Raw genomic sequence first — 18301 nt, 5'->3', positions numbered from 1 at the left:
TTTATTCTTGATTATTCAACGATTTGACAATGTTATACTTTCCAGCACGCCAGGCAGGAATGCCGGCACACAGCAGGTTCAGCAGGAAGATAAAAAGCAAAGTCACCAGAAATGTTTCCGGACGTATCAGCATCTCCGCATTGAATTCCGTACCCGATGGGAAGAAGATGTCACGTGTCAGCAGCAAGACACCTATGGAGAGCATCAGTCCGAATATGCCGCCAATAAAAGTAATTATGAGATTCTCATCGAGGACCTGGCGGAAAACGTTACCTGCTGTCGCTCCGAACGCTTTACGAACACCTATCTCTGCACGCCGTTTACGAAAGTTGGTCAGCGTAATGCCAATCATATTGAGCGCCGGAAGCAATAATAGTAAAAATACGAAACCGCCTTGTTGCAAAAACCAATTGCCATAGGGAATTTCATTAACAAAACCATTATTATCGGTTACCAACAGATCCAGATTAGTCATCGGCCCGTTAAAGAAGCTGACAGCATATTCCGATGTATTCGTATTCAGTTGTTTAGTAACCTTTTCCACTTCTGCACGGATAGCAGTAAAATTATCGGTGCCATGTGCCAGCATCACAACATTGAAAGGACCTACCAGCCCCTCATACACATTGGCAGCCGTCTCCATAGCGGCACTCGAATTATAGGGCAACCATACATCTGAATAGGCGTAACGGGCAGTACGAGGTACATCTTTCACCACACCACATACCGTGTATTCTGTCCGATTAATAAATAATCTCTGTCCTTTCACCTCCGTCTTACCGAAGAGGCGGCGTGCCAGTTTTTCACTGATAACTGCCTTACGGATGCCACTTTCATTATCTTCGTACGTAAAAGGAGCGCCATTCAGAAATGTGTAATCGAATATTTTCCAAAAACGTTCGTCTGTATAGGTAGCCCGGTATTTTGTAAAGGTACGCTTGGCAACGGAACTAACGGATACCGTGCTACGGGCATAGCCACTCACCTCCTGCGGGGTTTTCAGATTATAGAAAAGCTCACGTACCACACGTTTTCCCATTCCCCCATTATTCCAGTTTCCATCATTACTTTTTAGGAAAGAACGGGTTGCAACAATGTGCAACATACGACTGCGCTCTGTCTCTGGTGCATATTCGGCCAAACGCACTTGTATCACAAGAATAATCATCATTACAGCGGTAATGGCCAGTGCCGTTCCTGCAATAGAAAGTCCGCTGACCAACGGATTTTCTTTCAGCAGGCTCCACGCTTGCTTTAAATATATTCTTAACATATCCTGCGTTATTTAGGCTAATTCAACTTCAGCTTATTCTTATTTTTATACTGGCTCATGTCGCTCACTACCACTTGATCGCCCGGCTGCAAACCACTGATAACCTCTACAAACTCGAAATTGCTATCGCCCAATTGCACTTTACGCTTCACTATTTCTTTATCAGAGTCACGCACAAAGAGGTCATATTCACCACGTCCTACATAATAAGAAGCATTGGCAATCCGCATCACGTCTTCTTTCACGGCATTCATCACATACACATCCGTCTTCAAGCCCGAACGTAAGCGGCGGTTATTATCCTCATTCAGTTGTACTGTGAAAGAGATCACTCCATTTTTTGACAAAGGAGTCACACTGCTGACCGTACCTTCCAATTTCTCACTGCCAATCTTTACAATCGCTTTGCCACCGGCAGCCACACGGTCACCATACGTATCTGCAATTTCACCTTCCACCTTGAAATGGCTAAGATCGGAGATTACAGCAAGCTGGCTTCCTTGAGACACCTGCGCACCAATTTGGTTATTAATATAGGTAAGGATAGCTTTGCGCGGAGAGCGAACTTGTGCATCATCCAATGTACGCTTCATCTCGGCAAGACCTTTACGGAAAATACTGAAATCCAGCTCCTGAACTTTATATTCGGCAGCAAGTACTTCCTTTTCATTGTCATACTGCTGTTTCAGCTGCTCATATTCCAACTGTGCTACATTATAGCTGAGTTCCGCCTGACGCACTTTATCCGTAGTTCCCGAACCCAAGCTGTCAAGATATTGCTCATTGCGCAATTCCACTTTCTTACGGTTCAACTGCATGGCCGATACTTTAATCTTCATTGCCAGATCATTCAGTTTGGTCTGATTATTCACTTTGAGTTGGTTCAGCTTATAGCTGCGCATTTGCTCTTCATCCAGCAATTTCTTGTAGTCTGTCTCCACGCTCTGCAAGTCGAGCTTCAAAATCGGCGTGCCTACATCTACACTATCTCCACCTTTCTTATATATCTCTACAATACGGGTATTGATAGGTGAATTGATAATTTCCTCAAAAGCCGGCACCACTTTTCCCGATGCACTGACACTAACTTCAATCGTGCCTTTATCTACTGTAGAAAACACCAAGTCTTTCGTTTTCACTCCCGTACGCAAAAATGAGATGAGTACGCTGATAACTATTATACTTACCACGCCGATGCCGCCGTAACGGATAATTTTCTTATTGCGTTCTTTATTACGCACTTCTTTCGGAATTTCTCTGTCCATGTTGAATATTGAGTTATTTATTATTTTATCAGATTTCAGCCTGTTCCGCTTTTAAAAACGAACAGGCATATTATTCACATTATTTATATATACTAAATGCGTGCCAAAAATGTAAGTAGCTGATAACAAGTAAAAAAAGAGAAAAGCAGGGTGTCCGATATCGAACACCCTGTACATTTTCGGATAGGTATATAACACTTTAAAAGGTTCATCCCATGCATTTTGCATCAAAAGCTTCAGCGATCAATTTATAACAGACAAGTAATCGTCTGCTTTTGCCCGGCTTGTTTGGTAACTCTATAATAAGTATTATCAGGTGTCAACCTTGGTCAACAGCTCTGTCAACCTTGGTTAACGGGCCTGTTGACCAAGGTTGACAGGGCTGTTGACCAAGGTTGACATCCAATTATTCCTAAGGATAAGTACAATATTCATTAGTCGCGAACAAAACACTCCCCTGATACAAAGCGAATGAATAATGGAAAAGATTTCATGAAGAACTTTAATTGAAGAAAGGCGCTACATATTCCGAAGATTTATTCTGTACAATAATTCGGTTCATATTGTATTTAATCACAACCGTTTTTGTTTCCTTATTCATTTCAAAAGCATCCATATCCTGATTCAAAGGAATGAAAGAAGGAATCTGCGCAATAGTATATTCTGCTGCCGAAGGTGTATTGGCAGCTTCCGTTTCACATACCGGAAAACGAATACCCAGATCGGCAGCACGTCTGCCTTCCGCCATAAAAATTTCCTGTCGCATCAGGTAGAGTACTTCTAAAAGCCCATCGACTGTGGTCGGAGTATCAATCATTGCTTCTGTAACGGAAGTACCGGAAATATAAAGAACAGAAATCAAATGAGGTGCCTGACGGTCGAGCACAAGTCCGCCTCTGAATTCATCCTCCGAAGATGCAGCCACCCGGTATTCCGAACTGTTAGGATATTCTTTATACCCCCCGTTATAACGGCCTTCCAACTGATCACTTATATCTGTCGCCATCGGACGATTTCTGACGAGTGTCAGCAATGTTTTCAAAAGACTCTTTGCTCCGTTTAAATCATTGTCAGCTAAAGCTGCCTCAGCCAAAATCAAATAGGGCTCTTCCGCTTTAGCAATACAGATAGGACGTGCCTCTCTTGCTTTAGTCTGAAAATATTTCGGGTCAAGGAAATCCAGGCGAGGCAATGGCTGGAAATTGGTGCCATAAATATATCCCTGAATAGAGCTTATCACACCATTCTCCCCATCAAATGTTACTTGTTTTGTGAAATCTGTTGATAATGCCAAGGCATTATCGGCGTACTTCACTGCATTTACTTTATCTCCCAGCCGATAATAAGCACGGGCTATCAAGGTGTTGATAAATGCCGTTTCATCCGTATCACTTGTAAATTTCAAAGCTTCCGTAAATGTAGAGATAGCCAGATTTAGGTTCTCTTTCCAGCCTTTCACCTCTCCCCCATTTTCAATAGGGAGCGCCCGGAAATATTCTCCTGCCAGAAGATAAGAATATCCCTTGATATAATAGAGATTATAGCGTTGTTCATCTGTAGTAGTTGCATCGGCCTTAGCCACCACCTCTAATCCCTGGATCGCCGTTTCCCGCAACGTACCTACATGGCGTTGCAAATTGGTTACATCTATATCCGTATACAGAATCGTGGGAAAATCGAAAACCTTACTACTCTGACTATAGTTATTAAAATAATTATCGGAGAGTATTTCAGTCAGTTCCACATACGAACCGATAATCGTGGCAAACGAGCGGTTGGCTCCGTTTACCCAGGTACTCATAGCATTAGGAGTTTTCAGAAATGTATCTTCATCTACATTCGGATTGATGATCTCATTCGGTTGCAAAAGTTCACAAGACGAACAAACACAAGCCAGAGAAGCTATCAACATATATTTTTTTAATTTCATATCTATATTTATTTACGAGTTAAACTAATGATTAAAAAGAGACACGTATCGTTCCTACATACTGGCGGGGAGTGGAATAAGAAGAGTAGTTCAATCCACCTACTGCTACTGCACCTTGCGAACGGGCACCTGCCAAGGCAACTTCCGGGTCTACCGATGAGGCTGTAAAGGCAAACGGATTATAAACATTGAAAGCCAGATTGACTGATTTCAGATATTTTTTCGGCTTATAATCATAAACTATTCCGATATTCCTGATTTTCAAGAAATCTGATTTCTCTACGAAAAAGTTAGTGAAGTTAAGCCAGTTAGCACCCTGGTCAAGTCCTTCCAATGCTTTCTCTGGAATAGCATCGTCTTTCAGACCCTTTGAGAAACGGAACTGGCGGTCGAACGAATGTACATAAGCTCCATATTGATAATCACCACTGAGCATGAACGAAAGATTCTTATAACTTGCCGACAAAGAGAAGTTACCATAAGCTGTAGGAAGTGTAGAACCCAGGTTCTGTAAAGGCAGAATTTCCTTCAGTGAGTTATCCGGATTCAGTACGGCCTTATAACCACGGATGAAACCTACCGGTTCTCCTTCAGCTACCACCGTTTGAACCGTTCGCGAAGAGAAACCGCCAATAGCAAAAGGCACTGCATTACCAATACTCAGTACTTTATTATGATTCGTATTATAAGATGCATTCAGGCGAACATTCCAATCCTTTGTATCCACTATTTGCAGCCCTATGCTCAATTCAATACCTTTATTCTCTATTTCACCGACATTAGATAAATAATTGGCAGACTGACCGGATGAAGGAAGGGACGGGATACTGAAAAGAGCGTCTTTGGTCAGAGCATAATAATAAGTAAATCCCAGATTCAACACACGGTTAAAGAGCACAGCATTAAAACCGGCTTCATACGAATGTTTCTTTTCGGGTGCCAGGTCCGGATTTCCATATTTACCAAAAGAAGCGGCTTGCCCTCCCTGGAAAGAATTGAACGCCACAGTGCGTTGATATTCAAAAGCAGGAGGATAACTACCGGCAATACCATAGTTGGCCAGAATACGGAAACTGCTTACAAGATTATTCTCTTTCAGTCTCTGCATAAAAAGTTCTTCGGAGAGAACATAAGAAAGTCCCACTTTGGGATAATACTGCCAGCCTACATTGTCACCAAAAGCAGTATTATAGTCCGAGCGCAATCCCAGATCAATGTAATAGCGGTCCAGGAAACCGATATTTTCCTGAATAAAGTAACCGTAATTATACAGATAGCTCAACCATTCATTAGAAGTTAATGTTCCTGCACCCTCTATTATCTGGGCACCATCGCGTACGTTTGTTCCATTATATACCGACTGGTGGTCATAAGTGCTAAAGAACTGGAAGCCTGCTGTAGAAATCAGACTAAAAACATCTTTATAGCGATATTTATGCTGTCCGTTCAAATCCAGAGTCAGACCAAAATAGTTGCGGTCGAAGTTGGAAATGCTTCCTGCATCTGACGTTCCTTCCGGTTTCTGTTGGGTGTGAATCAGATATTCATTAGTTATGATGTTCTTATTGGTGTTCAATCGATAATCAACTCCTAATACCCCTTTGAAAGTCAGATTAGTCAGGGGAGCATAACTCAGAGATTGAGAAGTCTGAAAACGCTTTACGGACTCACGGTTGTTTTGCAACGCTTCCGCTTTCGTAACAAAAGCCTTCATCTGAGCAAAAGTATAATCATCCAATGCATCCAAATCAGCGCCATAATTCACCAGTTCGCCCGCTGCATCCGTATATCTGAAGTTGGTAGCCGCAGCACCTTCTGTAAACCACAATCCGGTATATCCTCCCTGATTACCGTTGCGACTTCTCGCGAAGTCCTGTATCACCATACCAAATGAATTCTGATATTCAAATTGCTCATTGAACTTCATTCTCGAACCGAAACGCAAGTCATATTTGCGATCCTCGTTACCGTTCTTTATCAGAGTTCCCGTACCATTACTCATGCTACCGCCAAAACTATAACCGAACTTTTCTGTTCCACCGTCAAAACCAATGCGGTACTTCTGCGTAAAGCCTGTCTGATGCAACAGTTCTTTGGTACGTTTAAAATGATAAAACTGGGAAGAAGCAATATCCGCCTCCAATTGAGTTTCGGCAAAGAACGTGGTCTTCTGCTCTGCTCCTTTCTTTGTGAAAATCTGAATAACGCCATTGGCTGCATCCGAACCGTAGAGAGTAGTAGCCGCACCACCCGTCACATACTCAATGTGATCGATATTCTCCATCGGAATATCACCGATAGAACCGGTCACTGCGCTGTTTCCGCTTAATGAGTTATTCAAAGTTGCACCTGTATTCATATTGTCCACACGCACTCCGTCTACATAAATCACGGGAGTAGAGTTAGAGAAAGCGGAAGACAACCCCCTTGACTTTACCAATGAAGTTGCACCCGCCTGGCCGCTGGACATCGTTATCTGCACATTGGGGAGAGCATTTTGCAATACCTGATCTATACGCCCCTGTTTCATGCGTTCCAGTTCTTTACTGCTGACAGTAGTTACATTCGATGATAACCGGCGTTTCTGCACTTCAGCTCCTTGACCGGTCACCACAACCTCATCCAGCTTGAAGTTGTCCTGATCAAGTTCCACTTTCAATTCCTCAACCGGACTCATAGCAACCATCTGCGTTTCGTATCCTATATAAGACACCTTCAACTTGCTACCCTGGGCAGCAGTTATCTGAAACACTCCATCCATATCAGTAATGGTACCTACAGACGGATTATCATTCAGAACCAACGTTACACCTGCCAACCGTTCCCGCGTCTTCTTATCAAAAACAACTCCCTTCATCCTGACTGTAGAAGCTTTTCTGGAAACTTCCTTTTTGAATATCAGAATCGAATTATTTTCAATCTTATACCCTATTGTAGCGGGTAGCAATTTCTCCAAGACTTCTGTTATTTCCGCATTCTCTGTCTCAATACTGATTTTTGTATCTGCATTAAGCACCTGCGAACTATAGGCTACCGTCAGCCCTGTCTGTTTCGTAATTCTGGCGAAGATTTCCTTTAAGGCAACTTCCCTACACTTCAGAGTTACTTTCTGAGCAGCCATAACAGAAGCCAAGCTCAGAAAAAACATTAAAACAATCAAAATACCTCGTTTCATTTTTATACGTTAAATGATTAATGAAATTAATTCAATATGATCTTTATACGTACTATTGACACAAAGGGGGAACTAAAGTGTATAACGGGAACATGTCTTTTACATGTCAATACTATTTCATCCGTACCCGGACGGTATCTCCCTTCTGAAAACGGACTGGGGAGATTATTTCAAGTGTCTTCATCACTTCTTCCAGAGAAGCCTTCTTCACACATAAAGTATAAGAATACTGATAAACAGCCGTATCTTCAATGCAGAAAGGAATCCCATAATGCAAATCCAATTCTTTCAGCACTTCCTTCATCGAAGTATTCCGAAAATCGATCTCTTGTTCTTTCCAACGAATAAGCCCGTTTCCTCCTTCCTGTAATTGAAGCATACAAGCATTTTTCACTTTATCATATATAAGTGATTCACCCGGACGCAAAGAATATTCTTTCCGGTCACCATAAAGTAGATCTACCTGCCCCTCATCCAGTTCAACTGTGATGTCCGGCTCACAAGCATAGGCCTGTACATGAAAAGAAGTTCCTGTCACCCGAATAGAAGCCTTATCCAAATCGACAATGAAGGGTCTGTGAGAATTCTTGCTCACTTTAAAATAAGCCTCTCCATCCAAAGTCACCCTCCTGTCCGTCAAACCGAATTTATCCGGATAACGAAGATGGGAACCGGGATACAAATAAACACGGGTACCATCTTGAAAAGCAATTTGCATCCGTTCTCCCTTCGCCACATGGATATCCTGATAAAACGGATGTTCAAAAAGAGAAACCTGCGTATTAAGATAGAGTAATATAGCTACAACTGCTGCAACAGGTGTCATCGCCGCCACCACTTTTAAAGTTAGTACAGCAAAACGTTTTCCCGAAATCTTCTTTTGCAGATTGCAGAATACCCTTTTACGAGATTCTTCACAGATACTGTCATCCATATCTTCTCTTTCCTCAAAGAAATCGGCATCCATTTGCACAGCAAGATACGCCTGCCCTTCATCCGTAGCAAGCCAACGCCCCCACTCTCGTGCCTTTTCCTTACCGGCTTCACCGGCAAGTACCTTGTTCATCATTGCATCTTCTACTGTATTCATCAATATAATTCTTTGAGGTAGTATTTCAATAACTGTATGGATTGCGTATAATAGTTCTTCACTGTCCCCACCGGCATATTCAGTTTATGAGCTATCTCTTGATTATTCAACCCTTCATATATTTTCAGCAGACATATCTCCCGTTTAGCTCCCGGCAGTTGCTTTACAGCCCGGTAGAAGCAACTCAGTTTTCTTTCTTCCTCCAGCTTTTCCTGCAAACCGTCGTCTGCAATATCATTTTCCTGCTGAATGTTTTCATATTGCCTGACTATCCATTCATTCTTATCACGAATCATATTCAGAACATGATTCTTCGCCATTGTATAAAGGTAATTTTTCAGACTCGCTGTAATGCAAACAGAAGAACGGGATTCCCATAAACGCAAATAGACCTGCTGAACCACGTCTTCAGCAAGTTCCCTGTCTTGCAAGTACCTGCAAGATAAGGAGTATAGCATAGAGTAATACTTATTGTATATCTGCGTAAATGCATCCTGACTGCCTTGCCTTAGCAAGGAAAGCAAGTACTCGTCCTCATAAAAAGGGTCGCTTGTTGCCATAACCGGAATATTTTAAAAGAAAGTGCAAAAGTATGCCCATGAGAAGGACTTTCCGGTTACAAGCAAATTATATCTCTGTTACAATTGTCTGCCATATACTAAAAATGACTGCCTATAAGCAGTCATTTTTAGTATATGCAATCTATTTATCTTAATCTTAACCTGTCGCCTACTTCCGGTATATATTCATCATCTTTCCGGTTCATCTTATACAGGTTCTTCAGCCGTATACCGTACTTTTGCGAAATGGTATGCATGGAATCGCCATCTCTCACGATGTAAACCGTATGCGGCTTAGAGGCTTTCTTTTTCTTACTTTTCAAATAGATGATATCACCCGCTTCCAATGTATAATCCTTATGCAGGTCATTATACTTCACAAGCTTCTTCCAACTGATATCGAACTCCTTGCCCAATAAACGGAAAGTATCGCCGTCACGAGCTACGACATAGGCTATATCATTAGCTATATATACCTGATGCGGATTAGCCAGCCAAGGTTTCTTCTTCAGTTCTTTCTCCCAATTACGGTTTTCACGATTACTCATACCGCGACTGTCATACTTATAAAGTTCATAATCCTCTATAATCGTTATCAAACGGTTCGCATAAGAGGGATCAGTAGCATATCCGGCTTTCTTCAAACCACGTGCCCAACCTTTATAGTCCGTAACCTTCAAATCGAACAGGAATGCATAACGCGCACCCCGCTTCAGAAAAGCAGAATGATCTTCATAAGAATCTCTGGGATTACTGTAAGCCCGAAAACATTCATTGCGGGCATCGTCATCGTGACGCACTGTGCGCCCACGCCAGTTATTACCGCACTTAATACCGAAATGGTTATTACTTTTGCGTGCCAATGCACTTTGTCCGGCACCACTTTCAAGAAGTCCCTGAGCCAGAGTAATACTGGCAGGTATCTTGTGTTCCTTCATTTGTTGTACGGCAAGCGGAGCATACTTCTCTATATATTCCACGTAACGGGCATTCTTGCGCTGCGCCTGGGCGGAAACGGTACAAACCAGAAGTGCCAGGATTGCAGTGAGTCTGATAGCGTTCATTCTATTCATAGCAATATAAGTTGAGGTACAAAAATCTTAAAAAGAATTGGAATTACCAATCTCTTTCCTAACTTTGTAACATTAATTACAATATACCTTACTGCCTTATGAAAGATTTGACCTTACAAATTGACATTAAAATATACGATTATAGTGAATTAAGTGATGCCGACCGCCAACTCATAGATTCAGCGCGTGAGGCTACCCAACGTAGCTATGCCCCCTATTCACACTTTTCAGTAGGCGCCGCTGCACGATTGGCAGACGGTACAGTTGTCACAGGTACCAATCAGGAGAATGCAGCTTACCCGTCGGGACTTTGTGCCGAACGTACCACTTTATTTTATGCAAACTCCCAATATCCCGACCAGGCAGTAGAAACTCTTGCCATTGCCGCACGCAATGAACGGGATTTCCTGGATGATCCGATTCCTCCCTGTGGTGCATGCCGCCAGGTAATGCTTGAAACGGAAAAACGCTTCAGGCAACCCATGCGCATTTTACTTTTCGGGAAAAAAGGTATCTATGAAATGAAGAATGTAGGTGCTTTGTTACCTCTATCATTCGACGCATCTTCTATGGAGTAATCCTTCTGATTTATTTAGTTTCTTTCTCTATCCATTTACTGACCATCCTGCGTAACTCAAGTGGCGAAACAGGTTTGGTCAAAAAGTCATTGCAACCCACATTGAGTGCCAATGCCCTATCATCGTCGTAAGCAAATGCCGTAAGTGCAATGATGGGCACCCGGGCACCGCCCTCCCTTAACATAACGACTGTATCTATTCCGTTCATACCCGGCATCTTCATATCCATAAATATAAGATCAGGAGATTGAGTATTGAAAAGCTCTATAGCCTCATTACCATCATGTGCTCTCAGCAGACGATAATCCTTCCTGAGAAGTGCCTCGATCAGTAAATAGTTGCTGTCTATATCCTCGGCCACCAGAATCAGAGGTTTATAATTTCTTGAGATGATCTTTATAACCTGGTCACCACCCTTTGTTACAGCATCCGAGTCCAATGAGGCATCAAGCGTATATGGATGTGTGAACCAGAAACACGAACCTTTTCCCTCGCGGGAGTCTACTCCAATCTCTCCTCCCATTCGCTCTACCAAACTCTGGCATATAGACAATCCAAGACCGGCCCCCTGAGAGAACGAGTCGAGTTTCACAAAGCGACTGAAAATTTCATGCTGCTGTTCAGCAGGAATACCCTTACCAGTATCCGTCACACAGAAACGCACCTGAGTGTCATTTTCCAATCTATAGGAAAGAGTAACCGATCCCTTGATCGTAAATTTCAAGGCATTCGTTACGAAATTAGAAAGCACCTGCATGATTCGGTTCTTGTCGGCATCAACCATTATCTGTGGCGAGCTTTCGTCAAAACGCAGTACAACCGCTTCCTCATGTTTTTTGTGTGAACAAGTGGAAATTACCTCACGGCAAAGTCGGGGCAAATCCACCCTTGTTATAGTCAGCTCCACTGTACCGGCCTCTATTTTAGAAATATCCAGAATGTCAGAAATAAGGTTGAGCAACAGTTCGTTGTTCTCCTCTACCAAAGACATATACGATTCACGCTCATCATCATCGGCTTCGGCAAGCAAGCTCGAGAACCCCACAATAGCATTCAGAGGAGTACGTATTTCGTGGCTCATATTAGCAAGGAATGCCGATTTTAGTCTATCTGACTCTTCTGCTTTTTCCTTGGCCTGAATCAACTCCAATTCTACCTGCTTACGGGTAGTGATATCAGTAGCCAATTCCATGATTGCCCATCGTCCGTCAAGCCACTTTATCGCCATACTCTGAATGGTATACCAGCGTTCGGTAACGGGATTGTAGTCTTCCCAGAAATGAACACCTGTGAACTTACGGTTGGCATCGAGCAACTGCGGTTTCGGGCAATGCGCACACAAACCGTTCAATCCTGCATTCAGCATTTTCCAACATTCTGCATTTTCCGAAACCTGCCCGGCTTCTTCCCTGAAAGGTTTGTTTGCAAAGAGTACCTTCTGTGTATCATAATCGCAAACAAAAATATTGGCATTGATGTTATCCAATACCTTTTGCATAGTTCGTTGAGACAATTGCAGGGACGTTTCTACCTGCCAACGTTTCGTAGCGGTAGATACAATTTGCGATATCTGGCTCATTAATTCCACATCCTTTTCATCCCACTGCTTATTCCAGCAAAAGTTAAATGACAGGAAACCGAAATGTACCCCTAACTGCGACAGAGGAAAAACAGCAATGGCTTTTACGCCTTGCACCTCAAGCATCTGGGTAATAAAGGGGTCGAGCGAATAGATATCGGACGTACAGATGATATGATTCTTTTCGAGCATGTCAAACCATGGCTTTCCCGCTTCAATGGTCATACTCCGCAGATAATCTATGGCCGGCTCGATACCATCGTTGCACCATTCGTTGGTGCATCCGTACGTGACCCCGTCAAGATGGTTTTCCCATGTTGCCAACCGGTCAACACCGGTATAGCGACCTATTTCAGCAAGTGCCATATTCATGGCTGTAGGTATGTCCGGTTCCAGTTGTAATATTTGCAACACTTTTATGAATAATGCCTGCCGCCGGTTGGTTGCTTCCAGATTTTCTTGAATGGCAATCAGGTCCTTAGATTTTTCTTCGACCATTTGTTCGAGCCGGTTACGGTACTGTTTCAGTTCCATGCCGACTCCTTCTTGTTCGGAATCAGTAGATTTCATACGAGATTTATTGAGATAAATTAAGTATAATGATTAATTGTTCTCTGACGAGATACACCCTATATTTTGCAAATATATGGTTTTATTTAGCAAATATATGGTTTTATTCTACAATTTAAGAAAATCTTCTTAAAAACGGTATTTTACCTAAAAGTCTAATAATCGAAGGCTTATCGAAATACTCAGAACATCCACCTTTTGATAGTAATATTGCAATATCCAAAAGAAATACCTATCTTTGCGCCCACTAACTAATAATTACTACGATGAGAATTTCCAAGTAAAGACAAACATTTCGGTAAACATCACTTTTTACATGCTTTATAATTCAGAACGCTGAGCATCACAAACGTGAATGTTTAGCCAATACTGTGTTTGTCTATCCCCTCCACAATCGAGATTTTATTGTATCCAAAACACTTTTTGATACAGTGTATTCACCTCTTTAAACACAGTATTTACCATGAGTATTATTATCAGAGATCTTAGCTATATCCATTCCGACAAAGAAATCTTATTCCAACATTTGAACCTTGTTATCAACCCGGGAGACAAAATGGCACTGACCGGAAACAACGGTTGCGGAAAATCCACTTTAATGCGGATTATTGCAGGTGATTTATCTGCTACAACCGGGACGGTCAGCCACCCGGAACATCTCTATTATGTGCCTCAACATTTCGGGCAATATGATGACCGGACCATTGCACAGGCTTTAAGGATAGATGGCAAACTGGAAGCCTTACATGCCATCCTGAACGGAGATGTATCTGAAAAACATTTCACCACACTGAATGATGACTGGAACATTGAAGAACGTGCCCAAGCTGCCTTGTCGGCATGGGGAATGGATGGTATTCCCCTCTCCCGTCTGATGGACGGATTAAGCGGGGGAGAAAAAACACGTATCTTTCTTGCCGGCATGGAATTGCACTCACCTGTCGCTATTCTACTGGATGAGCCAACAAACCATCTGGATGCAACAGGACGGCAACGGTTATATGATTTCGTACGGCGCACTCCGGCCATTGTACTTGTTATCAGCCATGACCGTACCTTACTAAACCAATTACCTGCCATTTGTGAATTAGCCTCTAACGGACTAACTTTCTATGGCGGCAATTACGATTTCTTTAAGGAACAAAAAGGAATCCAACTGAATGCCCTACAAGAGCAACTGGAAGAAAAGCAAAAAGCCCTGCGGCTTGCCCGGAAAACTGCCCGTGAATTAGCGGAACAAAAGGCAAAACAGAATGTACGGGGTGAAAAGGCTGCCATCAAGAAAGGCATTCCCCGCATTATGATGGGTGCTATGAAAAACAGGGCGGAAGTAAGTACTAATAAACTAAAAAGTGTACAGACCGAGAAAGCTGAAAAGTTACAGCAGGACATGCAAAATATAAAAAGTACTCTTCCCTTTGCAGAGAAATTAAAAACAAATTTCAATGCCTCCACTCTGCATGAAGGTAAGATATTGGCTACTGCAAAAGAAATGAACTTTCAATATCCGGATGCTCCCCAACCCATGTGGATAACACCGTTAAGCTTTCAGTTACGGAGTGGCAACCGCTTCTATATTGAAGGCAATAACGGCAGTGGTAAAACTACATTGCTAAAGCTGATTTGCGGCGAACTTGCTGCCGTCAGCGGAACACTTGACCGTATTGATTTCAGCACTGTTTATCTGGATCAGGAATACTCTCTTATCCATAATGAATATAGTATTCTGAAACAGGTTGATCATTTCAACCATCGTCATCTACCGGAGCATGAATTGAAAACTATTTTGAACCGTTACCTTTTTCCAGTAGCTACATGGAACAAGCCTTGCAAATTGCTTAGTGGTGGAGAAAAGATGCGTCTCTCTTTTTGTTGTCTGATGATTGCAGATAATACCCCGGATGTCTTCATACTGGACGAACCGACCAATAACCTGGATATTGAAAGCATCGAGATTATTACGGCAACCATCCGGGACTATACAGGAACGGTAATCGCCATATCACATGATAAGGAATTCCTGAAAGAAATAAACTGTAAATCATGGGTTAAGTTAGAAAGCAAATAGCTTACTACCTTTCTTTCTCTTACTTACTACGAAAGACCTACCAGTTGTACAACTCATGCAGCCTGAGTTATACAACTTGACACATACGAGTTGTACAACTGGTAAAATCTTCGTAGTAGACAAAACAGGAAGAAGCCGCAAGTATAAAGGTTCTTCCGTTAAATCATAAAAAAAGTACTATTTTTGCACTTGAAGTCATATTAAGAATCACTTCAGCAGCAAGAAGAAAAAGATTATAAATCAATATATTATGGCAGGTATCAAAGATTTAGAGACATTATTATCCAGTATCGATCCTGTTCTGGATGAACGCAATTTTGTTTTTTGTACTTTTCCCGAATTCCATAGGGATGACATACATCAACTGAACCCCATCGGCTTCTTCCATGAAAAAGAGGGACTGACGCTTATCATCACCCAACAAGAGGCTATCGATAAAAATATAGATTATGAATCCGTTTATAAACTCATTTCCCTGAATGTCCATTCAAGCTTAGATGCTGTTGGGCTAACGGCTGCATTTTCAGCAAAACTGGCAGAAAAGAATATTAGTGCCAATGTGGTTGCTGCATACTATCATGATCACATTTTTGTACCTGAAGAAAAAGCAGAGCAAGCTTTAGCCGCTATTTCCGAGTTTCGTCTACAAACCCATCCGGTTCGTCTCAAATAAAAGAGTAGCCTATAGCAGAGACCTATCTTTGTCGCATTAAACTCAAAACGATAAAGATGGATAAAACTAAAGTATTAGTAATAATCGCATTACTAATTTCAATTTGCTCTTTCGGAAAAGAAGTTTCTAATATCCCCGGACAAGCATCAGTCGATGATGAGAATATCCCACAAAGTAGTGGGCGTCCTATACAAACACTACGAGGAGTGGTTAATGACCGAGCGTCGGGGCACCCTATACCCTATGCAACGATACAGTTGACGGACATTCCGGGTTTAGGGATGATGTGCGATAGTCTCGGACGTTTCGCACTTCCCAAAGTTCCGGTAGGCCGCCATTCCGTGCAAGCTTCGTTTATGGGATACGAACCGACAACTGTGCGGGAGATTTTGGTGACTTCCGCTAAAGAAGTCTATCTGGAAATAGCTTTGCTGGAAAGCGTAAACGAACTGAGCGAAGTAGTGGTGCATGCACACAACCGGAACGAAGCAATGAATAAAATGGCTGTCGCAGGAGCACGTATGCTCAGCGTGGAGGAAGCAAGCCGCTATGCAGGCGGATTTGATGATCCGGCCCGATTGGTTGCCTCATTTGCCGGAGTAACGCCAAGCGTTTCCAATAATGGTATATCCATCCACGGTAATGCCCCGCATTTATTACAATGGCGACTGGAAGATGTGGAAATTCCAAACCCAAACCATTTCGCAGATATCGCCACTTTAGGAGGTGGAATTCTTTCCTCACTCAGTGCACAGGTTTTAGGAAACTCAGATTTTTTCACGGGTGCTTTTCCGGCAGAATACGGTAATGCCGTTTCCGGCGTCTTCGACATGAAACTACGCAACGGAAACAACCAACGAAATGAGAATACATTCCAGGTAGGCATCATGGGAATAGATTTCGCTTCCGAAGGTCCGTTAAGTAAGAAGCGTAAGGCTTCGTATATCTTTAATTATCGCTACTCTACTACCGGATTACTGAACGTAGACTTAGGTGGAAAGATGGACTATCAAGACCTGAACTTCAAACTAAACTTCCCTACCCGACACGCAGGTACTTTTGCCGTATGGGGTACTGCATTGCTTGACAAATATAAAAGTTCACTCGAAAAGAATCCTGATAAATGGGATTATCTGGAAGATGCCGGACAAGGGCGCTCCACCCAGTACATGGCAGCCGGAGGTGTTACTCATCGCTACTTCTTCAATGAAAACACCTTGCTGAAAACCACACTTGCCGGAACTTATTCCGACCAAGAGGCTATTCAAACCACTTACGACAGAGAATTTAATCCTTCACCTTACATCGATCAGAACAGCAGAAGCACGAACCTGATACTGACTTCATCACTGAATCGGAAAGTAAGCAACCGTTTTACCAACAAAACCGGATTCACCTTCACGCAAATGTTCTACAATATGAATTTCGAGCTTGCTCCATTCATCGATCAGCCGTTGGAAACAATCTCAAAAGGAGATGGAAACACCAGCCTGATTTCAGCCTACAACAGCTCTGCATGGGGAATAAACGACAAACTAAACCTGAACTTCGGACTGCACGGCCAACTGCTTACACTAAATAACCACTGGACCCTTGAACCGCGTACCAGCCTGAAATGGCAAACCAATACCCGAACTTCCTTTGCTTTGGCTTATGGCATGTACAGCCGTATGGAAAAGATGGATGTTTACTTCGTAAAGACGCAAAGCACCGGTGACCAGTCAGTAAACAAAAACCTAGATTTCACCAAAGCACACCATCTGATGCTTTCATTCGCCTATAAGGTTTCAGAAAATACAAGCTTGAAAGTGGAACCTTACATTCAGTTTCTATACGATGTACCCGTCATGCGCGACAGCTCCTTTTCGGTACTTAACCGAGATGAATTCTTCGTGGAAAACGCTTTAGTGAACAAAGGACGAGGACGCAACTTCGGTGTAGACTTCACTTGGGAACGGACACTAAACAAAGGACTTTATTATATGATAACCGCCTCTCTGTTCGACTCCCGTTATTGCGGTGGCGATGGTATCTGGAACAACACACGTTTCAACCGGAAATATGTATTGAACGGACTGATCGGCAAAGAATGGATGCTGGGACGCAACAAACAAAACATTCTCAGTGTCAACATGAAGCTTACCCTACAAGGTGGAGAACGCTATGCTCCGATAGATGTGGAAGCAACAATGGCCCACCCCGACAAAGAAGTGCAATATGACGAAACGCGGGCATATTCCATTCAACGCTCTCCGATGCTGATTGGTAATTATACGGTAAGCTACCGCATCAATAAACGACGTGTATCTCATGAATTCTCCGTGAAAGGCCTCAACTTTACAGGTAGCAAAGAGTTCATTCAGCACCTCTATAATATAAAAACAGGAAAGATAGAGGCAAGTGAACAGAAAACAGGTCTGACCAATATCAGCTACAAAATAGAGTTTTAATTTAGGATAATCCTGTG

At 42.5% G+C, this 18301-nt stretch carries 12 protein-coding genes; 4 read left to right on the top strand and 8 right to left on the bottom strand.

The window, feature by feature from the left end:
• Position 1: 1 nt before the first annotated feature.
• From DW036_RS15425 to DW036_RS15395, 7 genes are all read right to left on the bottom strand, one after another.
• Positions 2-1273: an ABC transporter permease gene (locus DW036_RS15425; RefSeq protein ID WP_118465165.1), complete on the bottom strand. Its 1272-nt coding sequence runs from the start codon at positions 1271-1273 to the stop codon at positions 2-4.
• Positions 1274-1290: 17 nt separating this feature from the next.
• Positions 1291-2538 carry an efflux RND transporter periplasmic adaptor subunit gene (locus tag DW036_RS15420; RefSeq protein ID WP_118465164.1) on the bottom strand — a complete coding sequence of 416 codons (1248 nt, stop codon included), beginning with the start codon at positions 2536-2538 and terminating at the stop codon, positions 1291-1293.
• 502 nt (positions 2539-3040) lie between these two features.
• Positions 3041-4468 (bottom strand): hypothetical protein, encoded by a 1428-nt coding sequence (locus tag DW036_RS15415; RefSeq protein ID WP_118465163.1) that lies wholly within the window; start codon positions 4466-4468, stop codon positions 3041-3043.
• Between the two features lie 31 nt (positions 4469-4499).
• The gene (locus tag DW036_RS15410) at positions 4500-7643 is read right to left on the bottom strand and encodes a SusC/RagA family TonB-linked outer membrane protein (protein WP_118465162.1); all 3144 of its coding nucleotides are present in this window, start codon (positions 7641-7643) and stop codon (positions 4500-4502) included.
• A gap of 112 nt (positions 7644-7755) precedes the next feature.
• Positions 7756-8733: a FecR family protein gene (locus DW036_RS15405; RefSeq protein WP_118465161.1), complete on the bottom strand. Its 978-nt coding sequence runs from the start codon at positions 8731-8733 to the stop codon at positions 7756-7758.
• Positions 8733-9293, bottom strand: coding sequence for an RNA polymerase sigma factor (locus tag DW036_RS15400; RefSeq protein WP_118465160.1), 561 nt, complete (start codon positions 9291-9293; stop codon positions 8733-8735). The genes DW036_RS15405 and DW036_RS15400 overlap by 1 nt, the downstream gene beginning before the upstream one ends.
• 146 nt (positions 9294-9439) lie before the next feature.
• The gene (locus DW036_RS15395) at positions 9440-10357 is read right to left on the bottom strand and encodes a glucosaminidase domain-containing protein (protein WP_118465159.1); all 918 of its coding nucleotides are present in this window, start codon (positions 10355-10357) and stop codon (positions 9440-9442) included.
• A 107-nt stretch (positions 10358-10464) separates the two neighbouring features.
• On the opposite strand from DW036_RS15395, the gene cdd reads away from it, so the two are divergent.
• The gene (gene cdd / locus DW036_RS15390; RefSeq protein ID WP_118465158.1) at positions 10465-10944 is read left to right on the top strand and encodes a cytidine deaminase; all 480 of its coding nucleotides are present in this window, start codon (positions 10465-10467) and stop codon (positions 10942-10944) included.
• Between the two features lie 10 nt (positions 10945-10954).
• On the opposite strand, the gene DW036_RS15385 is transcribed toward cdd, so the two are convergent.
• On the bottom strand, positions 10955-13093 hold the full coding sequence (locus DW036_RS15385; RefSeq protein ID WP_118465157.1) for a GAF domain-containing hybrid sensor histidine kinase/response regulator: 2139 nt from the start codon (positions 13091-13093) through the stop codon (positions 10955-10957).
• A 463-nt stretch (positions 13094-13556) separates the two neighbouring features.
• Here DW036_RS15385 and DW036_RS15380 point away from each other — a divergent pair, with 463 nt between their 5' ends.
• From DW036_RS15380 to DW036_RS15370, 3 genes are all read left to right on the top strand, one after another.
• Positions 13557-15161 carry an ABC-F family ATP-binding cassette domain-containing protein gene (locus DW036_RS15380; protein WP_118465156.1) on the top strand — a complete coding sequence of 535 codons (1605 nt, stop codon included), beginning with the start codon at positions 13557-13559 and terminating at the stop codon, positions 15159-15161.
• A gap of 250 nt (positions 15162-15411) precedes the next feature.
• On the top strand, positions 15412-15834 hold the full coding sequence (locus DW036_RS15375; RefSeq protein WP_118465155.1) for an ACT domain-containing protein: 423 nt from the start codon (positions 15412-15414) through the stop codon (positions 15832-15834).
• 56 nt (positions 15835-15890) lie between these two features.
• Positions 15891-18284: a carboxypeptidase-like regulatory domain-containing protein gene (locus DW036_RS15370; RefSeq protein ID WP_118465154.1), complete on the top strand. Its 2394-nt coding sequence runs from the start codon at positions 15891-15893 to the stop codon at positions 18282-18284.
• Positions 18285-18301 lie beyond the last annotated feature (17 nt).

The sequence above is a fragment of the Bacteroides sp. AF39-11AC genome, assembly GCF_003474285.1.
GTDB lineage: Bacteria > Bacteroidota > Bacteroidia > Bacteroidales > Bacteroidaceae > Bacteroides.
Note: the sequence above shows the minus strand (reverse complement) of the source record. Positions and strands in the feature narration are given on the sequence as shown.

Coding starts and splice junctions, on each gene's coding strand:
- DW036_RS15375 (WP_118465155.1), top strand. CDS start 15,412: ATGGCAGGTATCAAAGATTTAGAGACATTATTATCCAGTATCGATCCT.
- cdd (WP_118465158.1), top strand. CDS start 10,465: ATGAAAGATTTGACCTTACAAATTGACATTAAAATATACGATTATAGT.
- DW036_RS15425 (WP_118465165.1), bottom strand. CDS start 1,273: ATGTTAAGAATATATTTAAAGCAAGCGTGGAGCCTGCTGAAAGAAAAT.
- DW036_RS15370 (WP_118465154.1), top strand. CDS start 15,891: ATGGATAAAACTAAAGTATTAGTAATAATCGCATTACTAATTTCAATT.
- DW036_RS15415 (WP_118465163.1), bottom strand. CDS start 4,468: ATGAAATTAAAAAAATATATGTTGATAGCTTCTCTGGCTTGTGTTTGT.
- DW036_RS15385 (WP_118465157.1), bottom strand. CDS start 13,093: ATGAAATCTACTGATTCCGAACAAGAAGGAGTCGGCATGGAACTGAAA.
- DW036_RS15410 (WP_118465162.1), bottom strand. CDS start 7,643: ATGAAACGAGGTATTTTGATTGTTTTAATGTTTTTTCTGAGCTTGGCT.
- DW036_RS15395 (WP_118465159.1), bottom strand. CDS start 10,357: ATGAACGCTATCAGACTCACTGCAATCCTGGCACTTCTGGTTTGTACC.
- DW036_RS15405 (WP_118465161.1), bottom strand. CDS start 8,733: ATGAATACAGTAGAAGATGCAATGATGAACAAGGTACTTGCCGGTGAA.
- DW036_RS15420 (WP_118465164.1), bottom strand. CDS start 2,538: ATGGACAGAGAAATTCCGAAAGAAGTGCGTAATAAAGAACGCAATAAG.
- DW036_RS15400 (WP_118465160.1), bottom strand. CDS start 9,293: ATGGCAACAAGCGACCCTTTTTATGAGGACGAGTACTTGCTTTCCTTG.
- DW036_RS15380 (WP_118465156.1), top strand. CDS start 13,557: ATGAGTATTATTATCAGAGATCTTAGCTATATCCATTCCGACAAAGAA.